The 14,943-nt window shown below is 59.1% G+C and carries 13 protein-coding genes; 5 read left to right on the top strand and 8 right to left on the bottom strand.

The genetic code is table 11. The annotated features are described in order from the left end of the window. The first annotated feature begins 33 nt into the window (after positions 1 to 33). The 4 genes from rimP to infB are packed head-to-tail and all read left to right on the top strand — an operon-like array spanning position 34 to position 5,371. A complete protein-coding gene (gene rimP, locus ACT2B1_RS00390) occupies positions 34 to 624 on the top strand; it encodes a ribosome maturation factor RimP (protein ID WP_171126679.1) in 591 nt (196 codons plus the stop codon). Further along, positions 624 to 2,240 (top strand): transcription termination factor NusA, encoded by a 1,617-nt coding sequence (nusA, locus tag ACT2B1_RS00385; RefSeq protein ID WP_481668361.1) that lies wholly within the window; start codon positions 624 to 626, stop codon positions 2,238 to 2,240. The genes rimP and nusA overlap by 1 nt, the downstream gene beginning before the upstream one ends. Positions 2,241 to 2,264: 24 nt before the next feature. Further along, the gene (locus tag ACT2B1_RS00380) at positions 2,265 to 2,888 is read left to right on the top strand and encodes an RNA-binding protein (RefSeq protein WP_171125958.1); all 624 of its coding nucleotides are present in this window, start codon (positions 2,265 to 2,267) and stop codon (positions 2,886 to 2,888) included. Positions 2,889 to 2,896: 8 nt separating this feature from the next. Then, positions 2,897 to 5,371 carry a translation initiation factor IF-2 gene (gene infB, locus ACT2B1_RS00375; protein ID WP_481668360.1) on the top strand — a complete coding sequence of 825 codons (2,475 nt, stop codon included), beginning with the start codon at positions 2,897 to 2,899 and terminating at the stop codon, positions 5,369 to 5,371. Between the two features lie 131 nt (positions 5,372 to 5,502). On the opposite strand, the gene ACT2B1_RS00370 is transcribed toward infB, so the two are convergent. The 6 genes from ACT2B1_RS00370 to ACT2B1_RS00345 form a co-directional block, all read right to left on the bottom strand. After that, positions 5,503 to 6,330, bottom strand: coding sequence for a hypothetical protein (locus ACT2B1_RS00370; protein WP_171125962.1), 828 nt, complete (start codon positions 6,328 to 6,330; stop codon positions 5,503 to 5,505). A gap of 207 nt (positions 6,331 to 6,537) precedes the next feature. Beyond that, entirely contained in the window at positions 6,538 to 7,365 is an 828-nt protein-coding gene (locus tag ACT2B1_RS00365; RefSeq protein WP_171241128.1) for an alpha/beta hydrolase, read from the bottom strand. Positions 7,366 to 7,368: 3 nt separating this feature from the next. Next, positions 7,369 to 8,247 carry a tryptophan 2,3-dioxygenase gene (locus tag ACT2B1_RS00360; RefSeq protein WP_171241127.1) on the bottom strand — a complete coding sequence of 293 codons (879 nt, stop codon included), beginning with the start codon at positions 8,245 to 8,247 and terminating at the stop codon, positions 7,369 to 7,371. A 63-nt stretch (positions 8,248 to 8,310) separates the two neighbouring features. Further along, positions 8,311 to 9,339, bottom strand: coding sequence for an L-threonine 3-dehydrogenase (tdh, locus tag ACT2B1_RS00355; RefSeq protein WP_171126006.1), 1,029 nt, complete (start codon positions 9,337 to 9,339; stop codon positions 8,311 to 8,313). A 14-nt stretch (positions 9,340 to 9,353) separates the two neighbouring features. Further along, positions 9,354 to 10,538 carry a glycine C-acetyltransferase gene (locus ACT2B1_RS00350; protein WP_171126685.1) on the bottom strand — a complete coding sequence of 395 codons (1,185 nt, stop codon included), beginning with the start codon at positions 10,536 to 10,538 and terminating at the stop codon, positions 9,354 to 9,356. A gap of 108 nt (positions 10,539 to 10,646) precedes the next feature. Then, positions 10,647 to 11,210, bottom strand: coding sequence for a helix-turn-helix domain-containing protein (locus ACT2B1_RS00345; protein WP_171212487.1), 564 nt, complete (start codon positions 11,208 to 11,210; stop codon positions 10,647 to 10,649). Positions 11,211 to 11,328: 118 nt separating this feature from the next. On the opposite strand from ACT2B1_RS00345, the gene ACT2B1_RS00340 reads away from it, so the two are divergent. Continuing rightward, positions 11,329 to 12,504 (top strand): acetyl-CoA C-acyltransferase family protein, encoded by a 1,176-nt coding sequence (locus tag ACT2B1_RS00340; RefSeq protein WP_171125971.1) that lies wholly within the window; start codon positions 11,329 to 11,331, stop codon positions 12,502 to 12,504. 98 nt (positions 12,505 to 12,602) lie between these two features. On the opposite strand, the gene ubiB is transcribed toward ACT2B1_RS00340, so the two are convergent. Together ubiB and ubiE are read right to left on the bottom strand one after the other, a co-directional pair. Beyond that, positions 12,603 to 14,132, bottom strand: coding sequence for a 2-polyprenylphenol 6-hydroxylase (gene ubiB / locus ACT2B1_RS00335; RefSeq protein ID WP_171125973.1), 1,530 nt, complete (start codon positions 14,130 to 14,132; stop codon positions 12,603 to 12,605). Then, positions 14,132 to 14,884, bottom strand: a complete 753-nt coding sequence (ubiE, locus tag ACT2B1_RS00330; protein WP_481668359.1) for a bifunctional demethylmenaquinone methyltransferase/2-methoxy-6-polyprenyl-1,4-benzoquinol methylase UbiE — start codon at positions 14,882 to 14,884, stop codon at positions 14,132 to 14,134. Before ubiE ends, ubiB begins: the two co-directional genes overlap by 1 nt. Positions 14,885 to 14,943 lie beyond the last annotated feature (59 nt).

Genomic DNA, 14,943 nt, shown 5'->3' with positions numbered 1-14,943 from the left:
TTTTTTGTGCCCGATTGAAGGGTAGAGACCCGAATGACAAACGACCTGATAGCCAAAGCAGCCATCGACCGGCGACTGGCCGAGATCATAACCCCCGTGATCGAGGATCTGGGGTATGAGTTGGTCCGCATCCGTTTGATGAGCGGTAAGTTGACCACGCTGCAGATCATGGCGGACAAGCCCGATGGCGGCATCGAAGTGGATGATTGCGCCGAGATTTCCAACGCGGTCAGCGCCACGCTGGACGTCGAGGACCCGATCCTTGACGCTTATACGCTTGAGGTGTCCAGCCCCGGCATCGACCGCCCTCTGACCCGTCTGAAGGATTTTGAGACCTTCGAAGGGTATGAGGCCAAGATCGAGACCGCTGAACTGATCGACGGCCGCCGCCGGTTTAAGGGCGAATTGGCCGGGATCGAAGGGGATGAGGTTCTGATCAATATCCCCGAAGGGTCCGAGACAATCACCATTGGTCTGCAATTCGACTGGCTGAGCGATGCCAAACTGGTCCTGACCGATGATCTGATCAAGGAAATGCTGCGCCAGCGCAAAGACGCCGGTGCCCTGAACGAAAACGCTTTCGACGAGATTGAGACCGAAGGGTCCGAAGAGGAGACGAACTGATGGCAATCACCTCAGCCAACCAGCTGGAGCTGCTGCAGACCGCCGAGGCCGTGGCCCGCGAAAAGATGATCGACCCCGGTCTGGTTGTCGAAGCGATGGAAGAATCGCTCGCCCGTGCCGCCAAGAGCCGCTACGGCGCTGAGATGGACATCCGCGTGTCGATCGACCGCAAGACCGGCAAGGCGACCTTTACCCGCGTCCGCACCGTGGTCGAGGATGAAGAGCTGGAAAACTATCAGGCCGAGTTCACTGTCGAGCAAGCCAAGCAATACATGGAAAACCCTGAGGTCGGTGACGTCTTCGTCGAAGAAGTCCCGCCGGTTGAAATGGGCCGGATCGCGGCGCAATCTGCCAAGCAGGTGATCCTGCAAAAGGTCCGCGAAGCCGAGCGTGACCGTCAGTACGAAGAATTCAAGGATCGCGCAGGCACCATCATCAACGGTGCGGTCAAGCGCGAGGAATTCGGCAATGTCATCGTCGATCTGGGTGGGGCCGAGGCCGTTCTGCGCCGCAATGACAAGATCGGCCGTGAAAGCTATCGTCCCAACGACCGCGTGCGCGCCTACATCAAAGAGGTTCGCCGCGAGGTCCGTGGCCACCAGATCTTCCTGTCGCGCACCGCGCCGGAATTCATGGCTGAGCTGTTCAAGATGGAAGTGCCGGAAATCTATGACGGCATCATCGAAGTCAAAGCTGTGGCCCGTGACCCCGGTTCGCGCGCCAAGATTGCCGTGATTTCGTATGACGGTTCGATCGACCCAGTCGGTGCCTGCGTTGGTATGCGCGGCAGCCGCGTGCAAGCAGTTGTGAACGAGCTGCAGGGCGAAAAGATCGACATCATCCCGTGGAATGAAGATCAGCCGACCTTCCTGGTGAACGCGCTGCAGCCCGCCGAGGTTTCCAAGGTGGTTCTGGACGAAGAAGCCGGCAAGATCGAAGTGGTTGTGCCCGAGGAACAGCTGTCTCTGGCTATCGGCCGTCGCGGTCAGAACGTGCGTCTGGCCAGCCAGCTGACCGGCCTGGACATCGACATCATGACCGAGGCCGAAGAATTGGCGCGTCGTCAGAAAGAATTCGAAGCCCGCACCCAGTTGTTCATGGACAGCCTGGATCTGGACGAATTCTTCGCGCAGTTGCTGGTCTCTGAAGGGTTCACAAACCTCGAAGAAGTTGCCTATGTCGAGCTGGACGAGCTGCTGGTCATCGATGGTGTTGACGAAGGCACCGCGCAGGAACTGCAGACCCGGGCTCGTGAATTCCTGGAAGCACAGGCCAAGGCGGCGTTGGATGCTGCCCGTGCGCTGGGTGCCGAGGACAGCCTTATTGAATTCGAAGGCCTCACACCCCAGATGGTAGAAGCGCTGGCCAAGGATGACGTGAAGACGTTGGAAGACTTCGCCACCTGCGCCGACTGGGAACTGGCCGGTGGCTGGACCACGGTCGACGGCGAGCGCATCAAGGATGACGGTGTTCTGGAACCTTTTGGCATTACGCTGGAAGAAGCGCAGGATTTGGTCATGACCGCCCGCATCATGCTGGGCTGGGTCGATCCGGCCGAGCTGGAGCAGGCCGAAGAAGAGGTCGAAGGCGAAGCTGACGAGGAGGCCGAGGCCTGATCTCAGGGCCTCGGGGTGGCGTGAATGGGTCGCGGTGGCGTCCATAAGGATCGGTCGGAAGGCCCCGAGCGCAAGTGCATCGCCACGGGCGAGGTTCAGCCAAAATACGGGTTGATCCGCTTTGTGATGGGGCCGGATGGTCAGGTCTTTCCCGATGTTGCGGCAAAATTGCCGGGGCGTGGGGTCTATGTAGCGGCGGATCGCGCCGCGCTGGATAAGGCCGTCGGCAAAAAGCTGTTCTCGCGCGGGTTCAAGGCGCAGGCAACGGCGCAGACGGACCTGGCTGACGAGGTTGAAAAACAAGTCGCGCGGCGGGTGATCGAACTGATCAGCCTGGCGCGTAAGTCCGGCGACGCAGTCGCGGGATATGAAAAGGTCAAGACGTGGCTGGACCGGGAAGAGGCTCAGGTACTGATTCAGGCCTCTGATGGATCGGGGCGCGGCAAGTCGAAACTCAGCACGCCGCACTTCGGAAAATACATCGGTTGGCTGACAGCGGATGAATTAGGGGCGGCATTTGGGCGCCAAACCGTGATTCATGCGGCGCTGGCCTCTGGCGGACTCGCCAAACGTGTTGTAGAGGAAGCGCAGCGCCTGCGTGGCTTGCGCGAAACGGATGACGGCGGCAAGGGCCGCTCGGAAGGGTAAGAAGCTTTATGAGCGATAGTGACGGCAAAAAGACATTGGGTCTTCGTGGCGGGGCACGCCCCGGAAATGTGAAACAGAGTTTCAGCCACGGACGCACCAAGAATGTCGTGGTGGAAACCAAACGCAAACGCGTGGTGGTCCCCAAGCCGGGTGCCGGAAAGCCGGGTGGCGGTGCAACGCCCTCGGGTGATCCGTCGCGCCGTCCTGCCGGGATTTCCGACGCGGAAATGGCACGCCGGATGAAGGCGCTGCAAGCTGCCAAGGCGCGTGAGGCTGAAGAAGCCGCCGCTCGCGAAGCGCAGGAAAAGGCGCGTGAAGAAGAACGCGCCCGCCGCCGTGCCGAACAGGAGGCCAAGGAACGCGAACAGCGCGAGGCCGAAGAACGTGCCCGCGCCAAGGCCGAGGAAGAAGAGCGCAAGCGCAAAGAGGCGGAAGAAGCCGCCAAGCGCGCTGCTGCCGCCCCCGCGCCCGAAGAACCCAAAGCCGCGCGCAGCCCGGCCAGCAAGCCTGCGCCTGCTGCCGCTCCGCGCAAGCAAGACCACGAACGCGAACAGCGCGGTCGTGGCAAGGGCCGTGACGATAACCGCCGCTCGGGCAAGCTGACACTGGGTCAGGCCACCGGCGGCGAAGGCAACCGTCAACGCTCGATGGCGTCGATGAAGCGCAAGCAGGAGCGCGCGCGTCAGAAAGCCATGGGTGCCCCGGTCGAGCGGGAAAAGGTGATCCGCGACGTACAGTTGCCCGAGGCGATCATGGTTTCGGAATTGGCCAACCGTATGGCCGAGCGTGTGGCGGATGTAGTCAAATCGCTGATGCAGATGGGCATGATGGTCACGCAGAACCAGACCATCGACGCCGATACTGCCGAGCTGATCATCGAAGAATTTGGCCATAAGGTCACCCGTGTCTCTGATTCGGATGTTGAAGACGTCATCAAAGAGGTCGAAGACAGCGATGACGAACTGCAGCCGCGTCCGCCGGTCATCACCATCATGGGTCACGTTGACCACGGCAAAACCTCGCTGTTGGACGCGATCCGTGACGCACGCGTTGTGGCGGGTGAGGCCGGGGGCATCACCCAGCACATCGGCGCCTATCAAGTGAAAACCGATGGCGGCACCACGCTAACCTTCCTGGATACGCCGGGCCACGCGGCCTTTACCTCGATGCGTTCGCGCGGGGCTCAGGTCACGGATATCGTGGTTCTGGTGGTCGCTGCCGACGACGCGGTGATGCCGCAGACCATCGAGGCGATCAACCACGCCAAGGCCGCCGAAGTGCCGATGATCGTGGCGATCAACAAGATCGACAAGCCCGAAGCCAACCCCGACAAAGTGCGCACCGACCTGCTGCAGCATGAGGTGATCGTCGAGAAGATGTCGGGTGAGGTTCAGGATGTTGAGGTCTCGGCCGTCACCGGTCAGGGCCTGGACGAACTGCTGGAAGCCATCGCGCTGCAGGCCGAGATTCTGGAATTGAAAGCCAACCCCGATCGCGCCGCCCAGGGTGCCGTGATCGAGGCGCAGTTGGACGTGGGCCGTGGCCCCGTCGCCACCGTTCTGGTTCAGAACGGCACGCTGCGTCAGGGTGATATCTTCGTTGTGGGTGAGCAATACGGTAAGGTCCGTGCGCTGATCAACGACAAGGGCGACCGCGTGAAAGAGGCCGGCCCCTCGGTTCCGGTCGAGGTTCTGGGTCTGAATGGTACGCCCGAAGCTGGTGACGTTCTGAACGTGACCGAGACCGAAGCGCAAGCGCGTGAGATCGCGGAATACCGTGAGCAAGCCGCCAAGGACAAACGCGCCGCCGCTGGTGCTGCGACCACCCTTGAGCAACTGATGCAGAAGGCGAAAGAAGACGAGAACGTGGCCGAGTTGCCGATCCTCGTCAAAGCTGACGTGCAGGGTTCTGCCGAGGCCATCGTTCAGGCGATGGAGAAAATCGGCAACGACGAAGTCCGCGTGCGCGTTCTGCACTCGGGCGTGGGTGCGATCACCGAAACGGATATCGGCCTGGCCGAAGCCTCGGGTGCCCCTGTCATGGGCTTCAACGTCCGTGCCAACGCATCAGCGCGGAACACCGCGAACCAGAAGGGTGTCGAGATTCGCTATTACTCGGTGATCTATGACCTGGTAGACGACGTGAAAGCCGCCGCATCGGGCCTGCTGAGCGCCGAGATCCGCGAGAAGTTCATCGGCTACGCCGAGATCCGCGAAGTCTTCAAGGTCACCGGTGTCGGCAAGGTTGCCGGCTGTCTGGTCACCGAAGGTGTGGCGCGTCGTTCGGCAGGCGTGCGCCTGCTGCGCGACAACGTGGTGATCCACGAAGGCACGCTGAAAACGCTGAAGCGCTTCAAGGACGAAGTGGCCGAGGTTCAGTCGGGTCAGGAATGCGGTATGGCGTTCGAAAACTACGACGATATCCGCGCCGGCGACGTGATCGAAATCTTCGAGCGCGAAGAGGTCACGCGGACGCTGGATTGATCCGAGTGCTATGAGAAAAATAAAAGCGGTCCCATTGGGCCGCTTTTTTTGGCATTTGTTAAATTTCAATGACTACTATGCGGGGCAAACGGGCATTTATGGGATGTCAAATGTGCCTCTCGAATGAGGAACTAAAGCCTTTTCCTCGAGTACCTTTCGTTCAATTCCTCAACACTCGCCGAATTGCGCAAATACTCTTCCGAATATCCTAGTCGCGTACCAACCTCGATTACCGCTTCAACGAGCTGAGAGTTCGGTTCCCGTATCTGGGCGGGTAACTTACGATGGACCGAATCCACTGCTCTGGCATTTAGGTCATACTGTGCTTTCGAAACGAGTTGGTCCAGAAGGACAGTCACGGTTGGGTGCTGGCCCTCGTACAACTCTTCAAATCGAAAAACACCGACAAAGCCTTCCCGTTCGTGCTGCTCAATCATAAACTCGTTCAATTCCAACCAGTGGAACAAGTTGCGTTCAAACGGTGTAAACCCTTCTGCCACCGCAGCGAACTTCGAATACTTAACTCGTGGGTCGTCCACATGAATCATGGCGATTCTTTCCCAACGCCTTCCGGCACGGATTTCAGGGTTGAACAAGCCATGCGTTGTGAGTGATGCGGCAACATGGAACGGATTCCTTACCAAATGCGCAAATCTTAACCGGCTTGAAAACCTCTTAGAAAAATATGGTAACCAAGCATAGCACGGCCAGCCGACATCGAGATAACGCGTTCCTTGTGTGATCATATCTTCGATTTCAATAAGCTTACGCTGCAAAGGAACGTGGGAACCGAGGACCTGAGCGAACTTTCCGGGGCGCCGATAAACTCTCCTTGAAAAATATTCTGAACCAAGACCCTCATGTTCAACCTTAGCATCTGGATGTGCTCTTCCAGCAATCGCCGCAATATTTTCTGTTGATGTCCGGCCGGTCGACAGGATGAAGCTGCAAGTTGTCATGAAAATGCCTGCTCCTTTACTTTAGTTTATCAACTTTTTGTTAAAGGCAATCTTTAGGCATGCAAACATAGTTGTCGATGCACCAAAACTAAAAATGGTAGGCGAAAAAACTTCTGCTCGTCTAAAAAGTTGGCGACTTGGCAAGCGATAGGAAGACCGCTAAGGGCTCGAACCAGACGTTCCTGGCGTCGCAGAAAATGCCGTTGGCTATTTTGTCGCCGCCAAAAACGTCCCCGGATGCATAACGATATCGAAATGATGCACCCCTTTTTGCAGGTCAAAACTCACCGAGTGCCCGGCCTTTCGCAAAAGTTCTGCGTAGTGTCGGCTTTGGCGGATGAATTCGGGGGTGTCGCGCTCACCTACGGTCACGCGATAGCGCGGGCCGGGGGCCGGAAGGCGCCGGATGGGCGACAGGTCGTGGACCTCGACCGGGGTTAGTTGCAGCGGGTCGTTGACGGGTGTCAGGCTGATCGGCTCCAGATCATAAACCCCGCTGATCAAGATCACGTCGCGCACGCGCAGTCCTGCGCGCGCCAGAGCGTCGGCGGACGTTGCCATGACCATGCTGGCCAGATGCGCCCCGGCGCTGTGGCCGGACAGTGTCACGCGGGAAGGGTCATAGCCTAAACTGGTGGCGTTCGCGGCCAGCCAGAGTATGGCAGCGCGGCATTCCTCGATCATGTCGCCGATCCGCGCGTTCGGAGCCAGCGTATAGTTCAGGGTCGCAAAGGACTGCTCAGCCTCGATCAGGGCCGGGGCCATCATCGCGGATTCGCGCTGGCTGATCGCTTGCCAATAGCCGCCGTGGATAAACACGTGCAGCGGTGCGCCAGTGCCTTTTGCCGGAAAGAAATCCAGAACCTGCGACGGGCTGTCGCCGTAAGCGAGGTTCTCGTGGCATTCCATCTGCGCCCGATGCTGCGCGCTGAGTGCAGCCCAACTGTCGACATAGGGCGTCAGGTCGCCACCGATCATCGAACGGGGTGAATATTCCTGATCCAGTTCTTCCTGTGTGAAACCCCGGTACAGCATCACTTACTCCTGCTCGGCATACATCAGTTCGGTACGTACATCGTAGAGATCATGGAAAAACCGCAAATCCAAGGCCTTGCGTAGAAAGGACACACCGCTGGAGCCACCAGTGCCGGGTTGGTTGCCGATTACGCGCTCAACTGCGGTGACATGGTCAAAACGCCAGCGTTGAAACAGGGATTCCACATCCATCAGCTTTTCGGCCAGCGCATAGAGGTCCCAATACGTGTTCGTGTCGCGGAAGACCTGCACCCACAGCTTCACGATGCGCGAGTCACCGGAGTATGGCTGCGCATAGTCGCGGTTCAGCAAGTCGTCAGGCACATCGAACCCTTGCCGTGCCATCATGTGAAGGACTTCGTCATAGAGCGACGGTTTGGTCAGGGCGGCGGATAGCATTTCCATCACTTCGGGGTCATGAGCGTGCACTTTAAGGGTCGCGGCGTCCTTGTTGCCCAGAATAAACTCGATCTGACGGTAACCATAGCTTTGGAAGCCGGACGAGCTGCCCAAGGCCTGCCGAAACGCCATGTAATCGGCAGGGGTCATAGTCAGAAGCGTTTCCCACGACGCGATCAACTGTCGCTGGATGGCTTTTACCCGGTCAAGGTTCTTCATCGCGGGGCCAAATTCGTCCTGCTGCAGAAACCTTCGTACCTCGACCAGTTGGTGATGCATCAGTTTCAGCCACAATTCACTGACCTGATGGATGATGATGAATAGCATCTCATCGGGCTGGGCTGGATCCTGAAAGGTCTTTTGCAGGTTCAGCAGGGTCTTGAGCTGCAGGAAATCCCCGTAACTCTTGCGGTGGGTTTCCGCGAAATCGGTGACCAGAGAGTCCTCGATCCCGCGTTCCAGATACCTGTCATTGTCGCTCATGTGCTCCTCCAACCGCCGGGTCCGCCCTATGTTTAGGGTCAAATTTCGTGCGGTGCCAGAGCGTCAGGTCCAGTCCAGCACCACCTTGCCGGATTGCCCGGATTTCATGGCGGCAAACCCTTGGGCAAAGTCGTCGACCTTGAACCGATGCGTGATGACCCGGCTGACGTCCAATCCGTTCTGCAGCATGGCGATCATCTTGTACCATGTCTCGAACATCTCGCGGCCATAGACACCCTTGATGGTGATGGCCTTGAACACGATGCGTGACCAGTCCACAGGCGACTTGCCGGGCGGTATCCCCAGCAGAGCGATTTTGCCGCCCATCACCAATGCCTCGACCATCTGATCCAGCGCGGCTTGCGAGCCTGACATTTCCAGGCCCACATCAAACCCCTGCGTCATGCCAAGGTCTGAAATGACGTCCTGTAGGTCCTCGTGGGAAACATCGACTGTTCGCACGGTGGGAACCACATGTTCCGCCAGTTTCAGGCGGTCGGGGTTGATGTCGGTGATCACTACGTGTCGCGCACCGGCATGGCGGGCGACAGCGGCCGCCATGATCCCGATTGGCCCTGCGCCGGTGATCAGAACATCCTCGCCCAGCAAATCAAAGCTGAGCGCGGTGTGAACAGCGTTTCCCAGCGGGTCGAGAATGGCCCCGATTTCGTCTGGCACGTCGTCAGGCAGAGGGACCACGTTGAAGGCAGGCAGCTTAAGATACTGCGCAAAGGCCCCCTGCTCATTCACACCGATACCGCGCGTGCCGGGGTCCAGATGGAACTTTCCGGCGCGGCTTTGTCGGCTGTCATTGGTGATCAGATGGCCCTCGCCCGAGCATCTTTGACCAACCTCAAGCCCAGCCACATTGCGCCCGATCTCGACGATCTCGCCGGCGAATTCGTGGCCGGTGATCATGGGCACTGGAACGGTTGCTGCGGCCCATTCGTCCCAGTTCCAGATGTGAATGTCTGTACCACAGATGCCCGTCTTGTTGACACGAATCAGAACCTCGTCCGGGCCGATCTCGGGGACCGGGGCTTGCACCATCCAAAGACCTTCTTCAGGTTTTGATTTCTCGAGTGCTTTCATGGTGTTGGGCCGCATCAGATCACTCCCAATTCGCTACCAACCTTGCCAAAGGCGGCCAAGGCGCGGTCCAACTCGTCACGGGTCAGCGCGGCGTTCATCTGGGTTCTGATCCGGGCCTGTCCGCGTGGGACGACCGGGAAGAAAAAGCCCGAGACATAGACGCCCTCATCAAATAGTCGCGCGGCCATATCTTGTGCCAGCGTCGCTTCGCCCAGCATTACCGGGATGATCGGGTGTTCACCGGGCAGCAGGTCAAACCCCAGTTTTTCCAGACCGGCCCGCCAGTAGTTTGCGTTTTCGAACAGCCGGGTGCGTAGGTCTGCGCCGTCGTTGACAAGGCGAATGGCCGCTAGCCCAGCGGCCACAATGGAGGGCGGCAGCGAGTTTGAGAACAGATAGGGCCGCGCCCGCTGCCGCAGCAGGTCGATCACTGGCTGCGGCCCAGCGATGTAACCGCCGATTGCCCCCCCAAGTGCCTTGCCCAAGGTTCCTGTCAGAATATCCACGTCGACGCCGAAATGATCCGGCGTACCCGCCCCGTTTGGCCCCATGAACCCGGTGGCGTGGCAATCGTCGACCATGACGATGGCGTCGTACTTGTCGGCTAGTTCGCGGATCTTCGGAAGGTTGGCCAGATAACCATCCATCGAGAACACGCCGTCCGTGGCAATCATGATATGCCGCGCCCCATCCGCGCGCGCCTGTTTCAGCCAGGCCTCAAGATCGTTCATGTCGTTGTTCATGTACCGATAGCGTTTCGCCTTACACAGGCGCACCCCGTCGATGATTGAGGCATGGTTCAGACTGTCCGAGATAATCGCGTCCTCCGGGCCCAGAAGGGGTTCAAACAACCCGCCATTTGCGTCGAAACAAGCGGCAAACAGGATCGCATCATCCTTGTTCAGGAACTGTGCCAGCTTCTGCTCCAATTCGCGGTGAATATCCTGCGTGCCACAGATAAACCGGACCGAGGCCATGCCGAACCCTTTGGGCTCCATCGCGCCTTTGGCCGCGTCGATCAATGCCGGGTGATCGGCCAGCCCCAGATAATTGTTGGCACACAGGTTGATGACCTGCTTGCCACCTACCGTGATCTCTCCGCCCTGAGGCGAAGTGATCATGCGCTCGCGTTTATACAGACCTTCCGCTTCGATCTGCGCGAGGGTGTCCGTGATATGGGACAGGAACGTGTCAGCCATGGCGATCTCCTTGCTTTGAGTCGCGTATCTAACATAGCGGATGAAATTCCCAAATAGGGGATTGGCATAATGACGGAAAAATTTCCGTGAAGGCGGATTTTTGCCAGTTCAGGCGTTTTTGACGATCAGAAAAACTCTGGCGGTACTTTCGGCGGTGATCGAATGGGCAACGTCCGCGGCATATCGCGCCGTGTCACCCTGTTTCAGATCGCGGGTGGCGGACCCGGATGTGATGCGAACCGCGCCTTCCAGCACTGTCAGTTGTTCGCGCGCGCCCCGCGCGTGGGGCTGGCTGGTCAGCCCGCCATCTTGCTCAAAGTAGATATCATAGACCTCGTGGCCGCCTGCTTCTTCGGGCGGAGAGAGGATGCGAATACGGCAGTTCTGGCCCATATTGTCGATGCTGGGCACCTCTGCGCTGCGCAGAACTTCGATTTGATCGGCGTTGTCGGATTCCTCCAATAAACCTGCAAAATCTACCTGAAGGGCCCGGGTCAAATTCCACAGGGTCGATATTGTTGGGCTGCTCTCGCCCCGTTCGATCTGACTGACCATGGACCGGGACACACCGCTGAGATTGGCGACCGCTTCGAGGGACAGGCCCTTGGCGCGGCGCGCTTCTTTCAGGCGTGTGGGCAGTCGTGTCAGGATATCGTCTGATTTTTCCGTCATGGCGGAATCTGATGCGCTTTTCAGGATGGCTTGTCAATTCTGCTTGTGACGGTACGTCCTATGGGACAGCCTTGTGCTGCAGATGCATAGTGGCGCCAATTCCAAGAGGAGAAGACACATGAAAGATATCGTCATTCTGGATGGGGCCCGTACCGCTGTTGGGACGTTCGGCGGAGCATTGTCCTCGACCGCGCCAATTGATCTGGCAACTGTTGTGACCGAAGCCGCGATGGAGAAGTCGGGCGTTGAGGGCGGCCAAATCGGTAACGTGGTTTTCGGCCATGTGATCAACACTGAACCGCGCGATATGTATCTGTCTCGTGCGGCGGCGAAACAGGCAGGTATCCCGGTTGAAACTCCGGCGATGAACGTGAACCGTCTGTGTGGTTCGGGTGCTCAGGCGATTGTGTCGGCGGTGCAGTCGCTGATGCTGGGCGATGCCGAATTCGCGGTTGCTGGTGGTGCCGAGAGCATGTCGCGCAGCCCCTACATCGTTCCGCAGGCACGTTGGGGCGCGAAAATGGGCGACGTTACATCGCTGGACATGATGCTGGGTGCGCTGAACTGCCCGTTTGGTACTGGCCACATGGGTGTGACAGCCGAGAACGTCGCGGACGAGCATCAGGTTACACGCGAACAGATGGATGCGTTTGCCCTGACCAGCCAGACCCGCGCCGCTGCTGCGATTGAGGCTGGGTATTTCCAAAGCCAGATCACACCGGTTCAGGTCAAGGTCAAGCGCGATATGGTGGACTTCATGGTCGATGAGCATCCCAAGGCGACCTCGATCGAGGCGCTGGCCGGGTTGCGTCCGGCGTTCAAGAAGGACGGCCGTGTGACGGCAGGCAATGCCTCGGGTATCAATGACGGTGCAGCCGCGATGGTTCTGGCGACGGCGGAGGCGGCTGAGAAAGCCGGTCTGAAGCCGAAAGCGCGTATTCTGGGCTATGGCCACGCGGGTGTGCGGCCCGAAGTGATGGGCATCGGTCCGGTGCCTGCGGTGCAGAACCTGCTGGCGCGCACTGGCTTGACGGTCGAGGATTTCGACGTGATCGAAAGCAACGAAGCCTTTGCGTCCCAGGCAATTGCCGTCAACAACGAACTGGGGCTGGATACTGCCAAGGTTAACCCGAACGGCGGCGCGATTGCATTGGGTCACCCTGTCGGGGCGACCGGTGCGATCATCACGCTGAAAGCGCTGTACGAACTGGAGCGGATCGGTGGGTCCAAAGGTCTGGTGACGATGTGCATCGGCGGTGGTCAGGGAATCGCCATTGCCTTTGAACTGCTCTGATTTGAGACGTTGTTGGGGGGGCTGTCTGCCCCCCATCGCGCCTTTGGGCGCGATTCCCCCCGAGGATATTTTGGGCCAGATGAAGGGGCAGATCGGTTTTAGCTGAGCGCCGCAACGATCAAAACGAGAACTGCGCCTGCGGCTGCACCGATGGTCGCCGGGAGCGCCATTGACCAAAAGCGGGTGTTTCGTGGTTCGTCCTTCTGGGTTTGTGCGATCAGCGCGTTTTCCACCAGGGCGGGCAGGCGAGGGCCAAAGCGGGCCAGAACCATGGCCGTTTTTCCGAAATCGCGCAGGGCCGCGCGCGGGCCGATGGATTGCTTGATGTAGTCCTCGACCACGGGGCGGGCGACTTCCCAGATGTTGACTTGTGGGTCCAGCGAGCGCGCGACACCTTCGACCACCACCATTGTGCGCTGCAACAGGATCAATTCGGTGCGGGTTTCCATGCCGAACCGTTCGGTGACTTCGAACAGGTAATTCAGCAGGCGGCCCATCGAAATATGGGTGGCGTCCATGCCAAAGATGGGCTCTCCTACCGCGCGCAGGGCGCGTGCGAATTCGTCGACATCCCTGTCGGCAGGGACGTAGCCCGCTTCGAAATGGACCTCGGCCACGCGTTTGTAGTCGCGACGGATGAAGCCGAAGAGGATCTCTGCATAGACCCGACGAGTGTATTCGTCGATATGGCCCATGATGCCGTAGTCATAGGCAATGATATCACCATTGGCGGCGACCTTGAGGTTGCCCTGATGCATATCGGCGTGAAAAAAACCGTCGCGCAGAGCGTGCAGCAGGAACAGACGCAATACGCGCTCGCCCAGATCGCGGCGGTTATGATTGGCCGCATCCAGCGCGTCATTGTCGCCCAAGGGGATGCCGTCTGCCCAGCTGAGGGTCATCACCCGCCGCGCGGACAGGGACCAGACCACAGGCGGCAGCCAAAACCCGGCATCGTCCTTGGTGTTGGCTGCGTATTCCGAAGCGGCGGCGCTTTCGAGACGTAGATCAAGTTCACCTCGCACAACGCCGTCGAAGTGTTCGATCACTTCCATCGGTCTCAGGCGACGCGCGCCGGGGGCAAACAGTTGCACGATGCGTGCCGCGAAATAGAAGGCGTCGACGTCCTTGCGGAAGGCACGCTCGATCCCGGGGCGTAGGACTTTGACGGCGACATCTTCGCCTGTGCTGGTCAGCTTTGCCTTGTGGACCTGGGCGATGGATGCGGCAGCGATGGGTTCGCTGAATTCGTCGAATATATTCGAAACGGGTTGTCCCAATTCCTTTTCGACTTCGGCCATGGCCTCGGCTTTGGGAAAGGGGGGCAGTTTGTCCTGCAGGACGCGCAGTTGTGCGGCCAATTCGTTGCCGACGACATCGGGGCGGGTCGAGAGAACCTGGCCAAATTTGATGTATGCCGGACCCAGCGCCGTGAGTGCGCGGGTGGCCGGGGGCATCGACGGATCGCCCTTATACCCGAGCCACTGGAATGGTTTGCCCAATGTATGCGCAAGGAGGCGCAAAGCTTTTGGCGCCTCGAATGCGTCAAGCACCACGTTCATCGCGCCGGTGCGTTCGAATGTAGCGCCTGTGCGGATCAGGCGGATAATGTTGTGGGGACCGCGCATCAGATTTTCCAGCCGGAGTGTAGCGCGGCGATACCCATGCTCAGGTTGCGGTATTTCGCGTTCTCGAACCCTGCGGCGCGGACCATGCCCAGAAAGGTTTCCTGATCGGGGAAGTTGCGGATGGATTCCACCAGGTACTGATAGCTGTCGTAATCGTTGGCGATCAGCTTGCCCATGCGCGGGATGACGTTGAAACTGTAGAGATCATACAGTTTTTGCAGCCCGTCATTGGGCAGCTGGCTGAATTCCAGAACTATCAGGCGGCCACCGGGTTTCAGCACGCGGTAGGCTTCGTTCAGCGCCTCTTGCGGGCGGGTCACGTTACGGATGCCGAACGAAATCGTGTAGACGTCGAACGTGTTGTCTTCGAACGGCAGGGACATGGCGTCGCCAACCACCCAATTCAGGCTGTCGGCCATCTGATCGGCTTCGGCGCGCTGTCGGCCTTCGACCAGCATCGGCTCGGTCAGGTCCAGAACGGTGGCGTGGCCGTGGCCCGCACGTTTGAGGAAGCGGAAGGAAATGTCTCCGGTCCCGCCTGCCACGTCCAGAAGGCGCTGACCGGGGCGCGGGGCCAGCCAATCCATCATCGCGTCTTTCCAGACCCGGTGGATTCCCATCGACATGACATCGTTCATCACGTCATATTTCGAGGCGACCGAGTTAAACACGCCCTGCACGCGCCCGGCCTTTTCAGCCTCGCGCACGGTTTCGAATCCGAAATGTGTGGTCTTGTCGTTGGTGTCGGACATTTGCCTTGCCGTTTGTCGAATTTCGCCTCTGTTATAGGGCCATTGGTATCGGGCACAAT

This window comes from Ruegeria sp. S263, from assembly GCF_056780525.1.
Note: the sequence above shows the minus strand (reverse complement) of the source record. Positions and strands in the feature narration are given on the sequence as shown.

Coding starts and splice junctions, on each gene's coding strand:
- rimP (WP_171126679.1), top strand. CDS start 34: ATGACAAACGACCTGATAGCCAAAGCAGCCATCGACCGGCGACTGGCC.
- nusA (WP_481668361.1), top strand. CDS start 624: ATGGCAATCACCTCAGCCAACCAGCTGGAGCTGCTGCAGACCGCCGAG.
- ACT2B1_RS00380 (WP_171125958.1), top strand. CDS start 2,265: ATGGGTCGCGGTGGCGTCCATAAGGATCGGTCGGAAGGCCCCGAGCGC.
- infB (WP_481668360.1), top strand. CDS start 2,897: ATGAGCGATAGTGACGGCAAAAAGACATTGGGTCTTCGTGGCGGGGCA.
- ACT2B1_RS00370 (WP_171125962.1), bottom strand. CDS start 6,330: ATGACAACTTGCAGCTTCATCCTGTCGACCGGCCGGACATCAACAGAA.
- ACT2B1_RS00365 (WP_171241128.1), bottom strand. CDS start 7,365: ATGCTGTACCGGGGTTTCACACAGGAAGAACTGGATCAGGAATATTCA.
- ACT2B1_RS00360 (WP_171241127.1), bottom strand. CDS start 8,247: ATGAGCGACAATGACAGGTATCTGGAACGCGGGATCGAGGACTCTCTG.
- tdh (WP_171126006.1), bottom strand. CDS start 9,339: ATGAAAGCACTCGAGAAATCAAAACCTGAAGAAGGTCTTTGGATGGTG.
- ACT2B1_RS00350 (WP_171126685.1), bottom strand. CDS start 10,538: ATGGCTGACACGTTCCTGTCCCATATCACGGACACCCTCGCGCAGATC.
- ACT2B1_RS00345 (WP_171212487.1), bottom strand. CDS start 11,210: ATGACGGAAAAATCAGACGATATCCTGACACGACTGCCCACACGCCTG.
- ACT2B1_RS00340 (WP_171125971.1), top strand. CDS start 11,329: ATGAAAGATATCGTCATTCTGGATGGGGCCCGTACCGCTGTTGGGACG.
- ubiB (WP_171125973.1), bottom strand. CDS start 14,132: ATGCGCGGTCCCCACAACATTATCCGCCTGATCCGCACAGGCGCTACA.
- ubiE (WP_481668359.1), bottom strand. CDS start 14,884: ATGTCCGACACCAACGACAAGACCACACATTTCGGATTCGAAACCGTG.